Origin of the sequence: Synechocystis sp. LEGE 06083 (assembly GCF_015207725.1) — a bacterium.
GTDB lineage: Bacteria > Cyanobacteriota > Cyanobacteriia > Cyanobacteriales > Microcystaceae > Synechocystis > Synechocystis salina.
The window spans coordinates 1-15,806 of the sequence record NZ_JADEWJ010000065.1 but is presented as its reverse complement, the minus strand read 5'-3'; the positions used below and the strand labels follow the sequence as shown (position 1 = coordinate 15,806).

General features: G+C 49.4%; 14 protein-coding genes. 6 read left to right on the top strand and 8 right to left on the bottom strand.

Annotated elements, in window-relative coordinates; genetic code table 11:
- The 3 genes from IQ219_RS07110 to IQ219_RS07100 all read left to right on the top strand — a co-directional run.
- A partial coding sequence (locus tag IQ219_RS07110; protein ID WP_194072167.1) for a Uma2 family endonuclease occupies window positions 1-351 on the top strand: 351 nt, incomplete at its 5' end.
- Window positions 352-378: 27 nt separating this feature from the next.
- The gene (lgt, locus tag IQ219_RS07105; protein ID WP_194072168.1) at window positions 379-1,230 is read left to right on the top strand and encodes a prolipoprotein diacylglyceryl transferase; all 852 of its coding nucleotides are present in this window, start codon (window positions 379-381) and stop codon (window positions 1,228-1,230) included.
- Window positions 1,231-1,293: 63 nt separating this feature from the next.
- Complete coding sequence (locus IQ219_RS07100) at window positions 1,294-1,788, top strand: cupin domain-containing protein (protein WP_194072166.1); 495 nt, start codon at window positions 1,294-1,296, stop codon at window positions 1,786-1,788.
- Here IQ219_RS07100 and IQ219_RS07095 read toward each other — a convergent pair.
- A complete protein-coding gene (locus IQ219_RS07095) occupies window positions 1,778-3,235 on the bottom strand; it encodes a DUF697 domain-containing protein (RefSeq protein ID WP_194072165.1) in 1,458 nt (485 codons plus the stop codon). The genes IQ219_RS07100 and IQ219_RS07095 overlap by 11 nt on opposite strands.
- Window positions 3,236-3,322: 87 nt before the next feature.
- Complete coding sequence (locus IQ219_RS07090; RefSeq protein WP_194072164.1) at window positions 3,323-5,845, bottom strand: EAL domain-containing protein; 2,523 nt, start codon at window positions 5,843-5,845, stop codon at window positions 3,323-3,325.
- A 234-nt stretch (window positions 5,846-6,079) separates the two neighbouring features.
- Here IQ219_RS07090 and IQ219_RS07085 point away from each other — a divergent pair, with 234 nt between their 5' ends.
- Window positions 6,080-7,378, top strand: a complete 1,299-nt coding sequence (locus IQ219_RS07085) for an FAD-binding oxidoreductase (protein ID WP_194072163.1) — start codon at window positions 6,080-6,082, stop codon at window positions 7,376-7,378.
- Window positions 7,379-7,446: 68 nt separating this feature from the next.
- Here IQ219_RS07085 and IQ219_RS07080 read toward each other — a convergent pair whose 3' ends face one another.
- From IQ219_RS07080 to IQ219_RS07065, 4 genes are all read right to left on the bottom strand, one after another.
- Window positions 7,447-8,679 carry an SUMF1/EgtB/PvdO family nonheme iron enzyme gene (locus IQ219_RS07080; protein WP_194072162.1) on the bottom strand — a complete coding sequence of 411 codons (1,233 nt, stop codon included), beginning with the start codon at window positions 8,677-8,679 and terminating at the stop codon, window positions 7,447-7,449.
- A gap of 19 nt (window positions 8,680-8,698) precedes the next feature.
- A complete protein-coding gene (locus IQ219_RS07075) occupies window positions 8,699-9,847 on the bottom strand; it encodes a CO2 hydration protein (protein ID WP_194072161.1) in 1,149 nt (382 codons plus the stop codon).
- Between the two features lie 159 nt (window positions 9,848-10,006).
- Complete coding sequence (gene hmpF, locus IQ219_RS07070) at window positions 10,007-11,614, bottom strand: pilus motility taxis protein HmpF (protein ID WP_194072160.1); 1,608 nt, start codon at window positions 11,612-11,614, stop codon at window positions 10,007-10,009.
- Between the two features lie 315 nt (window positions 11,615-11,929).
- On the bottom strand, window positions 11,930-12,127 hold the full coding sequence (locus IQ219_RS07065; protein ID WP_190598219.1) for a hypothetical protein: 198 nt from the start codon (window positions 12,125-12,127) through the stop codon (window positions 11,930-11,932).
- A gap of 258 nt (window positions 12,128-12,385) precedes the next feature.
- On the opposite strand from IQ219_RS07065, the gene IQ219_RS07060 reads away from it, so the two are divergent.
- Window positions 12,386-12,715, top strand: coding sequence for a LapA family protein (locus tag IQ219_RS07060; RefSeq protein ID WP_194072159.1), 330 nt, complete (start codon window positions 12,386-12,388; stop codon window positions 12,713-12,715).
- The gene (crcB, locus tag IQ219_RS07055; protein ID WP_190598217.1) at window positions 12,712-13,134 is read left to right on the top strand and encodes a fluoride efflux transporter CrcB; all 423 of its coding nucleotides are present in this window, start codon (window positions 12,712-12,714) and stop codon (window positions 13,132-13,134) included. The genes IQ219_RS07060 and crcB overlap by 4 nt, the downstream gene beginning before the upstream one ends.
- A gap of 14 nt (window positions 13,135-13,148) precedes the next feature.
- Here the strand turns inward: crcB and IQ219_RS07050 are convergent, their stop codons facing one another.
- Both IQ219_RS07050 and IQ219_RS07045 read right to left on the bottom strand, forming a co-directional pair.
- A complete protein-coding gene (locus IQ219_RS07050; RefSeq protein ID WP_194072158.1) occupies window positions 13,149-14,381 on the bottom strand; it encodes an FAD-dependent hydroxylase in 1,233 nt (410 codons plus the stop codon).
- 230 nt (window positions 14,382-14,611) lie between these two features.
- Window positions 14,612-15,806, bottom strand: a 1,195-nt coding sequence (locus IQ219_RS07045; RefSeq protein WP_194072157.1) for a UDP-glucose/GDP-mannose dehydrogenase family protein, incomplete at its 5' end; no start/stop codon positions are given.

Genomic DNA, 15,806 nt, shown 5'->3' with positions numbered 1-15,806 from the left:
TGCTTTTACGTTCAAAATGAAGCGAAAGTGCGGGGTTTGAAGCGTTGGGATGCCGCCATTGATCCGCCACCGGATTTAGCCCTGGAAGTGGATCTCACTTCCCGCACCTATTTAGACATTTATGCCCAGTTAGGAGTGCCGGAGGTGTGGCGTTTTAAGCACCGACAATTGGAAATTCATTGCCTGGAACAGGGAAAATATCAAGAGCAACAATTTAGCCGAATTTTTCCTAGCTTTCCCCTCAAGGAAATTATTCCTGCCTATCTAAAACGTATTGACGATGAGGGCCGCAACAAAACCATCAAGGCTTTCCGGACTTGGGTAAGGTCCCAGATTGATGCTAAGAATTAGGGGTTGGCGATCGCCGTAAGGAAGTTAATGATTGAGCAAATGTTTTTAGGACAATTTCAGTCCCCCGGGCCGGTGATGTTCCAAGTGGGGAGCTTTGCCCTGCGCTGGTACGGATTTTTGATTGCCAGTGCCGTTATTATCGGCCTGAACCTATGCCAATGGTTGGGGCCAAAAAGGGGGATCAACCCTGATTTATTCAATGACTTAGTTATTTGGCTGGTGGTAGCGGCCATTCCTTCCGCTCGTTTGTATTATGTTTTGTTTGAGTGGCCCCGCTATGCTCAAGATTGGCTGAATATCTTTGCCATTTGGCAAGGAGGCATTGCCATCCATGGTGCCCTCATTGGTGGCAGTTTAGCTTTACTATTATTCAGTCGCCGCCATCATCTGTCCTTTTGGAATCTACTCGATGTGCTCACCCCGGCAGTTATTCTTGGCCAGGCGATCGGGCGCTGGGGTAATTTTTTCAACTCGGAAGCGTTTGGTGCGCCCACTAATTTGCCATGGAAGTTGTATATTCCCTTTGCTAATCGCCCCCCGAATTTAACCAACTATGCCTATTTTCACCCCACCTTCCTATACGAATCCCTCTGGAATTTAGGCATTTTTGCCATATTAATAACTTTATTTTTTTATAGTCTGCGACATCCTGAAAAAATCAAAACCGGTACGGTAGCCTGTGCTTATTTAATTGGTTATAGCCTTGGTCGAGTATGGATTGAAGGTCTAAGGCTAGACAGTTTAATGTTTGGTCCATTAAGGGTGGCCCAAGTAGTCAGTCTTGCGTTAGTTTTGCTAGGTTCCATCGGTCTTTTCTGGCTATATGGCCTGGGAAAAAATTTACCAGATTGGTCGGAGCAGAAGCTGGCAAAAAACTAATTTATCTCCCCTAGATAAATCAAATTAATCAAAAAAACTAGGATTAATTTTAGGATTAATTTTATGAAAAAAGCAATTAATTACTGGGTAGAAAAATTAGCCCTACTGCCCCATCCTGAAGGAGGATTTTATAAAGAAACTTATCGATCGCCAGTGCAGGGCAATTTTCATGGTTTCGATGGGGATAGGAATGTAGTCACAGGCATTTATTTTTTATTGACTAAGGATAATTTCTCCGCTTTCCACAGAATCAAATCCGATGAAATGTGGCACTTCTATGCCGGTGATAGCTTGGAAATTTATTGGTTTTCGCCCCAAGGAGAATTGGCAGTGATCAACCTGGGCTTGGACTTGGAAAAAGGAGAAGCACCCCAAGCCGTAGTTCCCCGGGATTGTTGGTTTGCCTCCAGGGTCAAACAGGGGGGAGATTATGCCCTGGTCGGTTGCACCGTTGCCCCCGGATTTGATTTTCAGGACTTTGAGTTGGCCAACAGGGAAGATTTGCTAAATATCTATCCCCGATCCGCTGAAATTATCAACCAACTAACTAGGCAGTAGTTGGGGAGGCTGGGCTTAATTGTTGGCGGGCCCGCTGGAAAAATCCTTGCAATACAGCCCGACGCTGATTTTGCTCAAAGGTTTGTTTGACCACTGCGGTCAGCTTTTGCCAATCCCATTGGGGTTCACTCAGGTCAGGACTTTGACTTTCGAGGAAAGTGATCAAGCTCAAGCCAGCAATGCGGGTCAAGTAAGCGGCGCTCAGTCCTTGTAGGGCACCACCGGCTAAGTAAGTGAGGGGTTGACTTTTTAACAGTGCCCCCAGGGCTTGGGTGGATAGTTCCACCATACCTAGTTTGATCAGAATTGCCCCCATCTCTTTGGCTACCGTTTGGGCCTGGGACAGGGAAATTTTTTGATGGTACAGTTCCCCCAGGTCCCAGACCAGTTGACCATTGATGGCGATCGCCGTCAGCAGATCTAGATTGGCCACAGGATTAACCAAGGCTGTGCCGGCGGCTAACCATTGGGCCTGGTCTACCAAGGGAAGGGCTAGGGTGCGACGATTTTCCCGCCACCGTTCCTCCACTTTTTGGCTAATGGCCTGACATCGACGCCATTGTTGACCCAGAACCAGGGATTCCCATTGCTCTGCGGCCCGTTGTTGGAGTTGGGAGATTAAATTCCCTAGGTCGGGGGGAGGCGTTTCCTGATCATTTTCCCATTGGCCATCGGCTAAATAACGACGAATTTGGATCGCCTGGGGGGCAGCACTAATGGGGATAACCGGGTTGGGATTACCCAATTGATTAACTTGATGCTGCAGTTGGTCCCAGAGGGTTTGACGGTCGCCGATCGGGTAAATATCCTGCTTATTAAATAACAATTGCCAATGGTGATGGTGGGTTTGTAAAAACTCCAACACCTGCCACTGGGCGCTGGTCAAATCTCCAGTGGTCAGTACTAATACCCAGTGGGCATCCGCCATGGACTGGGCCATGGTTTCCGGGGGAGTTTCCGCGGCCACCACCTGCCAATTGAGAATTAGGGGTTTTTCTTCCTCCCCTGGGGTGAGTTGGGAAGGTAGTAGGTCCAATAAACTAGTTTTGCCACTGCGTTTTTCCCCCAGGACAATACCGTTCAATGCCTGGGGTTGGGGAGCCGGTTGTTGTAATGCTTGGAGTTCCTGGGCTAAATCTTCCAATGCCAAATCCGGAGCTTGGGACTGACGGCGGGCCAACAACTTTTCCCCATTGGCGATCGCCGTTTGCAAAACCTCTGGAGTTAACGCAGGCCTCTGCTCCGGGGAGACTTGATAACGCCGCCGCCAGCGCCAGATGACCAATCCCAAACCAGATAAAATCCATAATCCCCATTGATCCCACGGTTGTGCGGCACTGTGGGTAGCAGACCAAAGCCCCAGTAGGGCTGATAGGCCAATTCCTCCTACTACGAGAGGCTTTTTCAACACAGTCTTAAACCCCGTTTTTAAACCTGGTTGCCCCATGGCTTCCCTTCCCCTTCAAGCTAATCCAACTAGGCCGAATAACCCAGCAAACTAACCTGGATTTTGGCTGATCCCATCCTACCGGAATCAGGGGAAGAACGGTTGCTTTTGCCACAGACCTTCCCACTCCTCCACGGCGATCGGCGGACTAAATAAATAGCCTTGGCCGTAGTCACATCCTTCCAGGCGGAGAAAGTCCCATTGTGCAGGAGTTTCAATGCCTTCCGCAATCACTTCTAGCTCCAAATGATGAGCCATGGCAATAATAGCCCTTACCAAACCGACGGTATTTTGATCGTCAGGCAGTAGTTCGACGAAGCAACGATCAATTTTGAGGGAACTAAAATCGAATTTACGCAGATAGTTTAAAGAGCTATAACCTGTACCAAAATCATCTAAAGAAAGACTGATATTTTCCTCTTTTAAATCACTTAAATTCTTCAATAGATCGCCATTTTCTTCCAGAATTAAATTTTCTGTAATTTCCAACTCTAGCCACTCCGGACGCACCTGATAGCGTTGTAAAAATTCTCGCAAAATACTGACAAAATAGCCATCTTTTAACTGCCGGGGTGAAACATTAACGGACAACCAAAAAAGCTTATCCCCCAGAGGTATATGCCAATGGGCCACCTGGCGACAGGCATTATCCAACAACCATTCCCCCAACTCCACAATTAAACCCAGCTCCTCCGCAATGGGAATGAATTGGTCCGGGGGCACGGCTCCCAGCCGTCCATTTTGCCAACGCATCAAGGCTTCAGCTCCAGCAATTTCCCCCGACTTGAGGTTAACAATGGGCTGATAAAAAATCTTAAACTCCTGACGGGCCAGGCCCTGCCGTAATTCGGACTCCATAACAATCCTCTTTTGGGCCGCCTGATTCATGTGGGGAGTGAAGAAGCGAAACATATTGCGCCCAGCCAATTTGGCTGCATACATGGCCGTGTCGGCATTGCGTAGTAACGTATCTGCCTGGAAGCCGTCGTCGGGAAACACCGTGATGCCAATGCTGCCATGGACAAAAAATTCCATTCCCTGCAAATTGACCGGTTGCCGCATTACCCCCAATAACCGTTGGGCGATCGCCGTTAATCTGCGGCTATGGGCAACTTGGTCGACAATAATTAAAAATTCATCTCCCCCCAAGCGAGCCACTGTGTCGGTTTGGCGTAGGGCCCGCTGTAATCTTTCTGATACTTCCACCAAAAGTTGGTCCCCGGCATTGTGGCCGAGGGTATCATTCACCTTTTTGAAATTGTCCAAATCCAGAAACATTAAGCCGACCAAATGCTTATGGCGCAGGGCAGATTCGATCGCCTGCTGGAGACAATCCTTAGCCAAAATACGGTTAGGCAGTCCAGTTAAATGGTCATAGTGGGCCTGGTGAAAGAGGGCCGCTGCCTGTTGTTTTTCCTTGGTGATATCTTCTTTAACCGCCACGTAATGGGTAATAATGCCCTGCTGATTGCAAATGGGAGAAATGGAAGCCCTTTCCCAATACAATTCACCATTTTTTCTGCGGTTGTGAAACTCCCCATGCCAAGGGCGACCGGAAGCCAAAGTGCGCCACATTAGTTCATAATCGTCTTTGGTTTTATCACCGGATTTTAAAATTCTGGGGTTGCATCCCACCACTTCTTCTGAGCTATAACCAGAAACTTCCTCAAATTTAGGATTTACATAGGTGATATTGCCTTCAACATCGGTAATCACAATGGAAGCTGGACTTTGTTCACAGGCTTGGGAAAGAATTTTTAACTGCTTTTCCGCCTTTCTGCGTTCAGTAATGTCCCGCATCACAAATAGCAAACAATTTACCTGATTGAATTCTATGGGTTCCCCAGACAGCAACATTGTGCGGATTTGTTGCTGGTAATCACAAACTTCTACCTCCCAGTTATTAAACTTGACCTCACTATCCTGCTGCCATAACAATAAGTCCCGTAGAAATCGCTGCCGCTGCTGTTCATCCACCCAGAAATTAAATTGTTGATGAATCACTCCCACCAGTTCTTGTTTGACTAAACCAAAAAAATCACAAAACTGCTGATTAACATCCATGATGCAACCACTACTGCGACCATAGATAAAAATAGGGTCAGGATTTTGATTAAAAGCCACAGAAAAATTAATTTCTGATTGCATTAAGGCGGTTTGAGTTCGTTCATTTTTTTGAATTTGTTCTTCTAGCTGCTGATTCTTTTCTGTCAGAGCTTGATTTGCTTGGTATAGCTTCAGCTGTAGTTGTAAACGAGTTAATATTTCTGCTTGCTGAAATGGTTTATGGATGTAATCCACTGCCCCCAATTCTAAACCTTTGACAATGCTTTCTTGGTCAGTCAAAGCGGAGAGAAAAATAACTGGAATTTTGGCAGTGGTGGGGGTTTCTTTGAGGCGACGACAAACCTCAAAGCCATCCATTCCGGGCATCATAATATCGAGAATAATGATGTCAGGCTGCACCTGAAAAATTTTCTGGATGGCCGTTGCGCCCTCTTCTGCGGTGAATACTCGCCAACCCAAGCTCTCGATAAAACGGCGGAGAACTTTAAGGTTCAAGGGGCTATCGTCAATGGCAAAAACAGTGGTAGTTTGGGGGGAGGACATTGACGTCTCGGGGATAGGCTAAAAATTAATTCTGTTCAATCTGGGGATAATGCCAGTGGAGTGTCCCCTAACCCTAAACAAATTCTAGCAACTACAGTGAAGCTCTATGCTATTCTCCGAGAATATGTAGCCCTAAATTTTCCATTGAATCGATAGTTGAACTGCGCTAGGATTGGCGCTGTAGCTAACTCTAATTAACCGTGTTGGGGTTACCATTTTCCTTTATTAAGTTCCATGGCCGTTGCTTCTCTGCCTTTTTTGCCTCAGCATTTCCCCCACAGCTCTAGCTGTTCCGTCAAAGATTTACCTCCCCAGCAACAAATGGCGATCGCCCAGGCTTTGGCCGAGCCGGAACATGCCCCTAGTCATTGGGTGGCTCCAGAGAGTCAGCAAGAGTTGCAATCCCTATTGGGTGAGTGCCATCAAAACAATTGGCCAATTATTCCCTGTGGCAACCAAAGTAAACTCGCTTGGGGCGGTTTGGCTAAGCCGGTGCAGTTACTGGTGAGCAGTGGTCGTTTGAATAGCATTGTTGACCATGCGGTGGCAGATTTGACCGTGACGGTGGAAGCGGGGGTAAAACTCAAGGATTTGCAGGCTATATTGCAACCCCATCAGCAATTTTTGCCCCTCAATCCCCTCTACCATGACCAAGCAACGGTGGGCGGCATTATGGCCACAGGTTGTGCCGGGCCTTGGCAACAGCGTTACGGTGGAGTGCGGGATTTGGTGCTGGGTTTCTCCTTTGTCCGGTGGGATGGACAACTCGCTAAGGCCGGCGGCAGGGTGGTTAAAAATGTGGCTGGTTATGACCTGATGAAACTTTTCATTGGTTCCTACGGCACGTTGGGTTTTATTTCCCAAATCACGTTTCGTCTTTATCCCCTACCTTCCCATTCCCAAACCGTTTTTTTGACTAGTAATGGGGCCCGGCTGACCGAACTCAGTCAAGCCCTCCGGCGATCGGGACTGGCCCCCACCGCGGCTCTGATCTGTTCCCAGGGTCTAGTGGGAGAATTAAACCTTGGGAAAGAATTGGGTTTACTCATCCGTTTCCAAAACCTCGAGCCGGTGGTGCAAGCCCAGGTCGGTGAGGTGGAAAAACTTGCCCAAGCCCTCACCCTAGAAAGCCAATCCTTTGCACATCAGGAGGAAATTGAACTCTGGCAACGGTGGGAAAATGCCATGGCAGGGCAAAACATTATGGGCCCCATACTCTGTAAGTTTGGCCTCTTGCCCGCTAAAGCGGTGGAGTTTCTGCAACAGTTGCCGGGATTGGGACACGTACAGTTGGGCAATGGCATTGGTTGGGTCCGTTTTAGCCAGCTTGACCGGGAAGAATTACGCCAGCACAGACAAATTTGTCAAAATTATGGGGGTTACCTAACGCTACTAGAAGCACCTCCCGCATACAAAAAACACTGTGACATTTGGGGCCAGAGTGGCCATGGTTTAGCTATGATGGGCCGCCTAAAAAATCAGTTTGACCCCCCCAATCTTTTTAGTCCTGGCCGCTTTGTTGGCGGTTTTTAGCCATTGAAAATTGCAGTTCGATAAAGTTTACTTCATACTTCATTCCCGCAGAAAGGATAGCTCAGACCTTAACTGGCACAACGAAAACCGACTAAAACTTGCCTAATCCAGGGATGGTACCAATTGCGGAAGCTAGCCCTCAAGCCCCAACTGCGGGTAGCCCAACTGCCGCCCCGCATCACCCGATGTTCCCCATCAAAATAGACCTGGGAGTAACCCCGATAGGGATAGGGTTGAAAATTTTTGTAGGGTTCAAAAGTAGAAGCAGTCCATTCCCAGACGTTGCCCAACAGGTCATAACAGCCCGCTTGATTAAGACCCTGGTCATAATAATTGACAGGGGTAGTTTGCCCATGGTGATTATTAAAGTTACATAGCTCCAGGCTGGGCAAGGCTTCTCCCCAGGGATAGGTGCTGGAGTGATGCTCCCCAGACCAACGGGCCGCCCTTTCCCATTCCTGCTCTGTAGGTAAGCGTTTACCAACAAAGTGGGCATAGGCCTCTGCTTCGTAGGCACTGACTCCGTAGACGGGATGATCCTGGGTTTTACTTTCGGGTTGCCAATAAAGCGGTGCTGTAATGTTGGCCGTTGATCGCCATTGCCAACCGGCCTCTGTCCAGTATTTGCTTTGTTGATAACCACCACCATCGATGAATTGTTGGTATTGGGCTTGGGTAACAGGGTATTTATCTAGCCAGAATTGTTCCACTTCGACCCCATGGGCAGGGCGTTCGTTGTCCTGGGCCCAGATTTGTTCGCTACCTTGGCAAAAGGCTCCGGCGGGAATGGCCACCATGGCCGCTTCCAAAGGCGATTTTTGGGAGTCAGTGGAGTAATGAGGTTGATCAACCCCTAGGTCAATGCCAGCTAAATGGCTGAGAAAACTTATGGTTTCGCTATGTTGAACTTCGTGCTGTAGGAGCCACCACCATAATCTTGTCTTACCCTGATCCCAAGGAGACGGGGCAGATTGCCATACCCGTTCCACAGCCGCTCTCACGTCCCCTAAATATTGCTCAATGGCGTCCCGGTCGGGCAAAGCGCAACGCTGGGCTTTGGGCAAACCATCGGCTCGGAATAACTTTTGGTAAGCTGGGCCATGGAACCGTTCCCGTTCTGGCTCCGGCAATAGCCACAGGGCTTCGGTAAAAGCGATGTGACCAAAGTGCCAATCAATGGGGCTAAAATCTGGGTGCCATTGGCGATCGCCTAAGGCCGGGGGAATGCGATGCAACAGGCGGAGGGTTTCTTGACGACACCGCTCCATTGCTTGCCCAATAGTTTCAATGTTTTCAACCACAGTGCTGAGGGAAAGCCGACTAATCGGCCATGGTTGATGGTTGGTTAATAATTTCTACCCGGGAAGTGAGGAAACGATCCATCCAACTTTCTAGGTAAGCCCGGTTAGCCTCCTGTTCCTGGGGATTATCGGTCTCCAGGGGGTGGGGGGCCAAACCACGGATGGCGGCGGTGGTGACACAAAACATGGATTTTTGAAAAGTTTCACAAATTTGCACCAGTAAATCCCCTTCCTGCCTTAGGGATGCCTGATAAATCTGCCGGAGATAGTCCGGCAAAAAGTGGCGCATGTCCTGCATGAGCAAGGTGGGGGGGATGCCGGCTCCACCAACGGGGAGGGGATCGGCATAGAGGGCTCCATAGGTAAATAGGCTTTGGTCCGGGGGAATTTGTCCTGCCTGGGCGTTATAGGAAATGGTGCCAGGGAAGGGAGTACCCCGGAAAAACACTGCCTCCACATAGGGCACGGCGGTTTCCATCAAAAAAGCTAAATTGGCACTGGGGGGCAAAACATCATAGCTAGTTCCCCCCAACTCCACCCGATAAACAATGGGACGGGCAGCATCGGCCACTAAACCGTCTTGGATATGTTGCACCACAGCGGGAATGGTTTTAATTTCTCCCCGGTCATAGCGGTCAGATAAATTAAAAAAGATATCCGCCATTACCCGCCAGAATTGACCCAGGGCGGAATAGTAGGCCATCATCCGCATTTGTTCAGGCAAAAATTCGGGAAAAATTTGATTAAGCAGTTGCACAAAGGGATTACCTTTGATTTTCGCTTTAATTAATTTTTTAACGTTGACTTTGAACTCCGCACCATCTAGGTATTCATCCAATTTCCCCCCCCCATGCCACATCATCGCTTTCATGCAATATTCTGCATATTCGTAGTTAATGCGATTGTGCCACCAATGTTTCAGTAGGCGATCGCCGTTGATATTGCCGTTGAAATATTTAAAAAAGGGAAATAACTTCAGATACTGGGTATGGGCAATGTGTTGCAGATTGATGGAATAGGCATCGAGGATAACGCCATAGCTTTTGAGAATGCCCACCACTTCCAGCGTGTTCTCCGGCGAATCCGCCAACAGGGCCTGCCCGGCCTCTAGGTTTTGAATATATTCTCTGAGGGGATGACGGGATGGAACGAGGGTGGTTTGGGTCATAACTTCAGGACTATGGTTTCGATGCAGAAGCTCATAATAGCGCCCATTATCCCAGCAATCCAGGCCAGAATGCGAGGGGACGAGGAAATTTCTTCACGCTTAATCCCGTCTCCTCCTAGAAAACATGGCCAACGTCCCCAAATCCATGGAAATCGACAACTAACCGCCAAATAAGAGGGTTTGGATTTCCTGCAACTGGGGCTTCATCACATCCAACTGGTCCTGCAGGGGCTGCAGAGCCGCCCTCAACAAACGAGCCTGGGCTTCCAGTGCCGCCGTCTGCTTTTGTAGATCCTCCACTTCCTGGCGATCGTGTTCAAAATTATTCTTTTTCCCCTGGTACTGCTGGTCGAGGTTGGCAATCATCGTTTCAATTTCCCCTAAACCCTGCTTAGTGGACTGCAAATCCTGTTCCAACTTGGTTTTTTCTCCCTGGAGTTTATGCTTGCGCTCCTCCAATTGTTGGATAACTGGATCCAAGTCAATGTTGGGAATACTGTCGTCAATTTCCACAATGCCCTGACGGCGACGGAGAATTTTTAAGTGTTGCAACAACACTTCCTGCCGTTCCTTGAGGTTGCGGCGCTGGCCAATTAGGGTTTCGTCCAGCATCCGCTTCCTTTCCTGTTCTTCGTTCAACTCCTCCTCAATGGTTAGGCGACTGTACTCATCGGCGGCGTCTAGGCGGGCCTGGATGGCATCCACTTCTTCGCACTGTAGGGTCAACTCTTCTTCTTGGTCATTAACAAAGCGGGCCAGTTTTTGCATATCCGTTTGCAATGCTTTAACTGTTTCTTCCAGTTCCCCCAGGGGCAATTGCTCCAGGTGTTGCACGTCAATTTGATGATCTTTATTAACGCTCATCGCGCCGGTGGCCAGCCGATAGAGATTGGTTTGTAAGCTTTCAGCGGCTCCAATTTCAGCTTTCAACTGGGCTAAGAGCTTTTGCCCATTCACCACCCCCTGCTGCTCCACCGTCAATTGCACTTTGGCTTTGGTCAACTCTTGGGCAATGGCATCTAATTCCTGCCCATGGATGGCCAATAATTCCTGTTTTTGCTGGATTAATGCCTGGTTCCTCCCCAATTCTTGTTCAGCATTAGTGACTACCTGCCAATGGTCATTGAAGACCTGTTGCTGTTGCTCGGCGCTTTGTTGGGCATTGGCCGAAGCTTTGAATAAAGCAGGAATGGCCTCGGGGTAAGCCCCCAAGCGCTGGAGGATGCCCTGTAACACTTCCCGATTTTCAGCACTATTTTCGAGCAAATTGCCAAACTGTTGTTGGAGTTCGGCCAGTTGCTCCCTTTGCCCTTCCAATTTTTGTCGGGCTAGCTCCACCTCGTATTTTTGCTGTTCTACCTGGGCAAGTTGATTGGCCCGGTCTTCAACTTCCGATTCCTTGGCTTCAATTTCCATTTCCCGCTGGCTCAGTTCCTGGAACTGAAAGGTGAGGGATTCTCGCCAACGTTCAATTTCGCTTTGTTGTTCTTTGAGTTTTTCCGAGAGGCGGGAGAGTTTTTGCAGTTGCCGCACTAACTCCGGCGCCGCCACTTCTGGAGTTCCTTGCAGGGCACGACTATTACTCAGGTTTAGAATCCAAAGGGTTCCCTCCCTGGCTTCTCCCATGTCGTCGGTTTGGAAGTTTTCTTCGTTAGGCAGGGCACTCCAGGTCTGATCGCTGTGCTGACAGGCCAGAAGTTTAAACTCGGTTTTGTAACCGCCTAAAAAGTTTTTGGTTTGTTTCTTAATTTCAGCCAGATAGAGCACAAGTCGTTGTCCTGATCAGTGGAGACGATTTTGTCGGGAAAGTTCTCGCTTTATTCTAATCTTAAGCTCGCCAGTGGGCAGGGCCACAGAAATTTTTTTAGCCTACCTCCGCAGTAATTGGGCGAAAATCTGACCGCACTGCTTCTATTCTGCCTCCAGCCAGGCAAAAATTGTCAAAAAAAAGGAGGTGAAGGAGATTTTCCCTCGCCTGCCGTTCGTGATAAGTGGTAAAAGACCAAGCGGATGGTCCGCTAGCGGGGAGTAATTACCGGTTCATAAATCAACCAGTGCCCTTAGCCAACGGACTTTTTTTGCCTAGTCCCTACAGTCATCGTCCCTGTCGCCGGGGCATTTGCCGTTATAAACAACGGTATGTTCCTCGAGACTAGAAAAAGCCGCCGTTGCCGCCGTTTCCAGGCCGATGATCATCACTAGGGCGATCGCCAAGGGACCGGCCCAAGAGCGCATCGCCCGACGGACAGATTTGTGGGGTTTGGGATGCTGTAATTTCATCAGCTTCTCTCCTTGACACGTCCTAACACACCGAGACCAAATTAGAGCTTGACTGCTCTACTACCACCATAGGCGTCCCCCCCAAGGCATGTCAGTCCCATCTTTAGGGGGATGAACATGGAAAAAAGTGGAATAGGGCAAAGTCACTGACGATTCTTTTTGCTACTGTTAACCACTGATTAGTGGGGTTAATTGCCCCGGTGCTTGGTTTGGGGTTAGGCACGCTATGGCAGTTGTGGTGACGGAGCAAGCTGGTTTTTGAGCTATCCTTGGGAAGTGCAACCGCCTAGGCAGGGGAGTTGGATCTGGATGCTACGTCGCATGAGTCAATTGGCGATCGCCATGGTTTTAGCTTTGGGGTTAATATCCCTGGCGTTATTGACCATCCAAAATGTCACCCCGGTGGCCCTGAGCTTTTTAACATTGCAATCCATTGAGATGCCGGTGGGTTTGCTGTTGGTGTTTGCCGTAGCCGGGGGATTGGTGGTGGGCAGTTTGTTGGTCCCGTTGTCCGGTGGTAGTCGGCGGCGGGGTATACCTTCCCAACAACAATTAGACCGGGAATTCGATTTTGACGATCTTGTATGAATCCCTTATTGCAATGGTTGGGGGCCATGCCAGCTTCTTTACGATCGCCATTGGCAATTATTTTAGGCGCCATACCAGGGGCTTTGGCCCGCTACTATGCCACTATTTTTCTGGCTAGAATTTTTGGCAATGATTTACCCTATGCCACTTTTTTAATTAATTTTTCCGGTTGTGTGGGTATGGGGTTAGTGGTGACCTTGGCGACCCAGCCTGCTTTACTGTCCCCGGATTTAAGGTTACTTTTAGCGGTGGGATTTTTGGGCTCTTACACAACCTTTTCTACTTATGCCTTGGAGGTAACTTCCCTCTGGCGTACGGGACAGTTGGCCGAGGGCATACTCTACGGTTTAGGAAGTCTGGTGATCGGGGCGATCGGTGTATTGCTGGGCAGTTTAATTGCCCATCGCCTTAGCATCTAGGATTACTGACTTGTTCAACGTTGTCCTGTGGCTAGTTGGGGTCTGCGACCCAGCAAACCAGTCATCAAACGCAGGGCCAGTTTTTTCGCCGGGGGCACTAGGCGCAACACTTCTAAGCCCAATCTCCTCAAGGCGATCGCCGGTGGCCAATGACTAGAAAAGAAACGATCCAGCAGGTCGGTGAAACCGAGAATGAGCCAATTTTCCGGTTTGCGCCAATGTTCATAGCGTTTGAGCACGGCTAGGGAACCCCAATCCTCCCCTTGATTATGGGCGGTGGCAATGACCTGGGCCAACGCTGCCCCATCCCGGATGCCCAGATTTAACCCCTGACCCCCCACCGGATGACAACAGTGGGCCGCATCCCCTACCAAAGCTAAACGGGGTTGCACATAGCAATCGCTCTGCATTAGTTGCACTGGAAATAAACGACGGGCATTGACCAAACGAAATTCCCCTAGGCGATCGCCAATGCGTTGACGCAATTCCCCAATAAAATCTGCTTCCGGTAGGTTAATTAGGCTATGGGCTTTATGGTGGGGCATAGTCCAGACAACCTGGGCCCGATCGCCGGGTAGGGGCAAAATCCCCATGGGGCCAGTGTCACAAAAACGCTCAAAGGCGGTGGTATTGTCGGGGGCTTGGTGCTGAATGGTGAAAGCCACACAGGATTGCCAATATTTCCAACCCTTCGTTTTAATGCCGGCCAGGGAACGAATGCGGGAACGGGCCCCATCCGCCGCTACCAACAATTTGGTTTGTAGGGTGATTTCCTTGTCTTCCTGTTGGAGGGTGACCTGTTTGTGCTTTTCTCCCTCCGTAAAACCGATCAGCTCAGCAGGACGAAACCAGGTAATGCGGGGACATTGCTCTACACAATTTTCCAACGCCTGCAGAATGATTGGATGTTCCGCCACATGCCCCAGGGCCAATTCATTGACATCTTCCTTAGTAAAAGGGACAGTGCCTTGATAGTCGTTATCGGAAATTTGGATGCGGTCGAAATGGCCGATGGAGTCTTTAATATTTTCCCAGACCCCCAGCCCCGCTAAAATTTTGCCCGACAGCAGGGAAATAGCATAGGCTTGGGGCTTAGTAAGGGCCTGCTCCTTGGGTAACGCTTCGATAATGGCAATTTTTAGCCCCGTATGGCGCAAACCCGCCGCTAATACCAGCCCCACAACACCTCCCCCGGCGATCGCCACATCGAATTGGTTATCAGTTATGGAAGGGGCTACGGAATTCATAGAGAAAGCATTGGGACAATTTAGTGTCGTCGTCAATGGCAGTGAAACACTTCCAGGGCAAGGCATTGACCCCCATGGTTGACAACGATAATTGTGTCTAATTGTAACGCTGTTTCCCTTCCCTGTCCGGGGAGACGGGGAGTTGACAGAAAGTTGAGCAGGGTTGTTACCGGGACTGACCTGGCAATTTTTATTCCCAATCAACCTTGGAGCTGAGATATAGGCAAAAACTAACTACGGCCAACCCCCAGGTAACGGAATCCAGCTTCTTGCAATTTTTCCTTATCCAGGAAATTACGACCATCAATGATCACCGCCTGGTGCATACGGCTGGCCAGGGCCGGAAAATCCAGTTTTAAAAACTCCTGCCATTCCGTCACCAAAATTAGGGCATCACACTGGTCTGCCAACATAGCTGGGGTCGACTCAATTTGCACCCCCGACAGCCCATGGCTTACCCCGGACTGGGAAACAATCGGGTCGTAGGCTTTTACTTTGGCCCCCAAACGATTCAGTTGCTGAATAATGTTCAGGGCCGGAGCATCCCGCATGTCATCCGTATCGGGCTTAAAGGTCAATCCCAACAGGCCAATCACCTTGCCTTTGAGGATTTTCAACTCCTGCTGTAATTTTTCCACCACAATCAGCCGTTGTACTTGGTTTACCGCCACCACAGCATTCAAAATGGAGGTGGTGTAGCCATAGTCCTTGGCGGTGTGGATCAAAGCAGACACATCCTTAGGAAAACAGGACCCCCCCCAACCAATGCCTGCGTTGAGAAATTTACTACCGATGCGGGAATCCAAGCCAATGCCCTGGGCCACCTGGGTCACATCCGCCCCCACCCGGTCACAGATATTAGCCACTTCATTGATGAAACTAATTTTGGTAGCTAAAAAGGCGTTGGCCGCATACTTAATCATCTCAGCGGAACTGAGGTCCGTCATCACCACCGGCACCGGCGGCAGATCAGGATTTTCCCCCAACCGTCTTTCAATCAGGGGCGTGTAAAGTTCCCGCATCAAGGCCAACGCCTGGGGATTATTCCCTCCCAATACAATCCTGTCTGGGTTAAACGTATCATAAACCGCAGACCCCTCCCGCAAAAATTCTGGGTTACTCACCACGTCAAAGTTGACGGCGATCGCCTGACCCGTTTGTTGTTGATGGGCCTCATTGCCTTCGGTGACAATCATCCGCACCCAATCCCCGGAACCAATGGGCACCGTTGATTTATTGACAATTACCCGATACTTTTCATCCAAATGCTCACCAATACTGCGGGCCACCGCTTCCACATAACGGGTATCACTGGAGCCATCCTCCAGGGCTGGGGTTCCCACGGCGATAAAAAGAATTTCACTTTCCCGCACCCCTTTGCCCAAATCGGTGGTGAATAGCAATCGGTCGCTGTCCATATTAGCC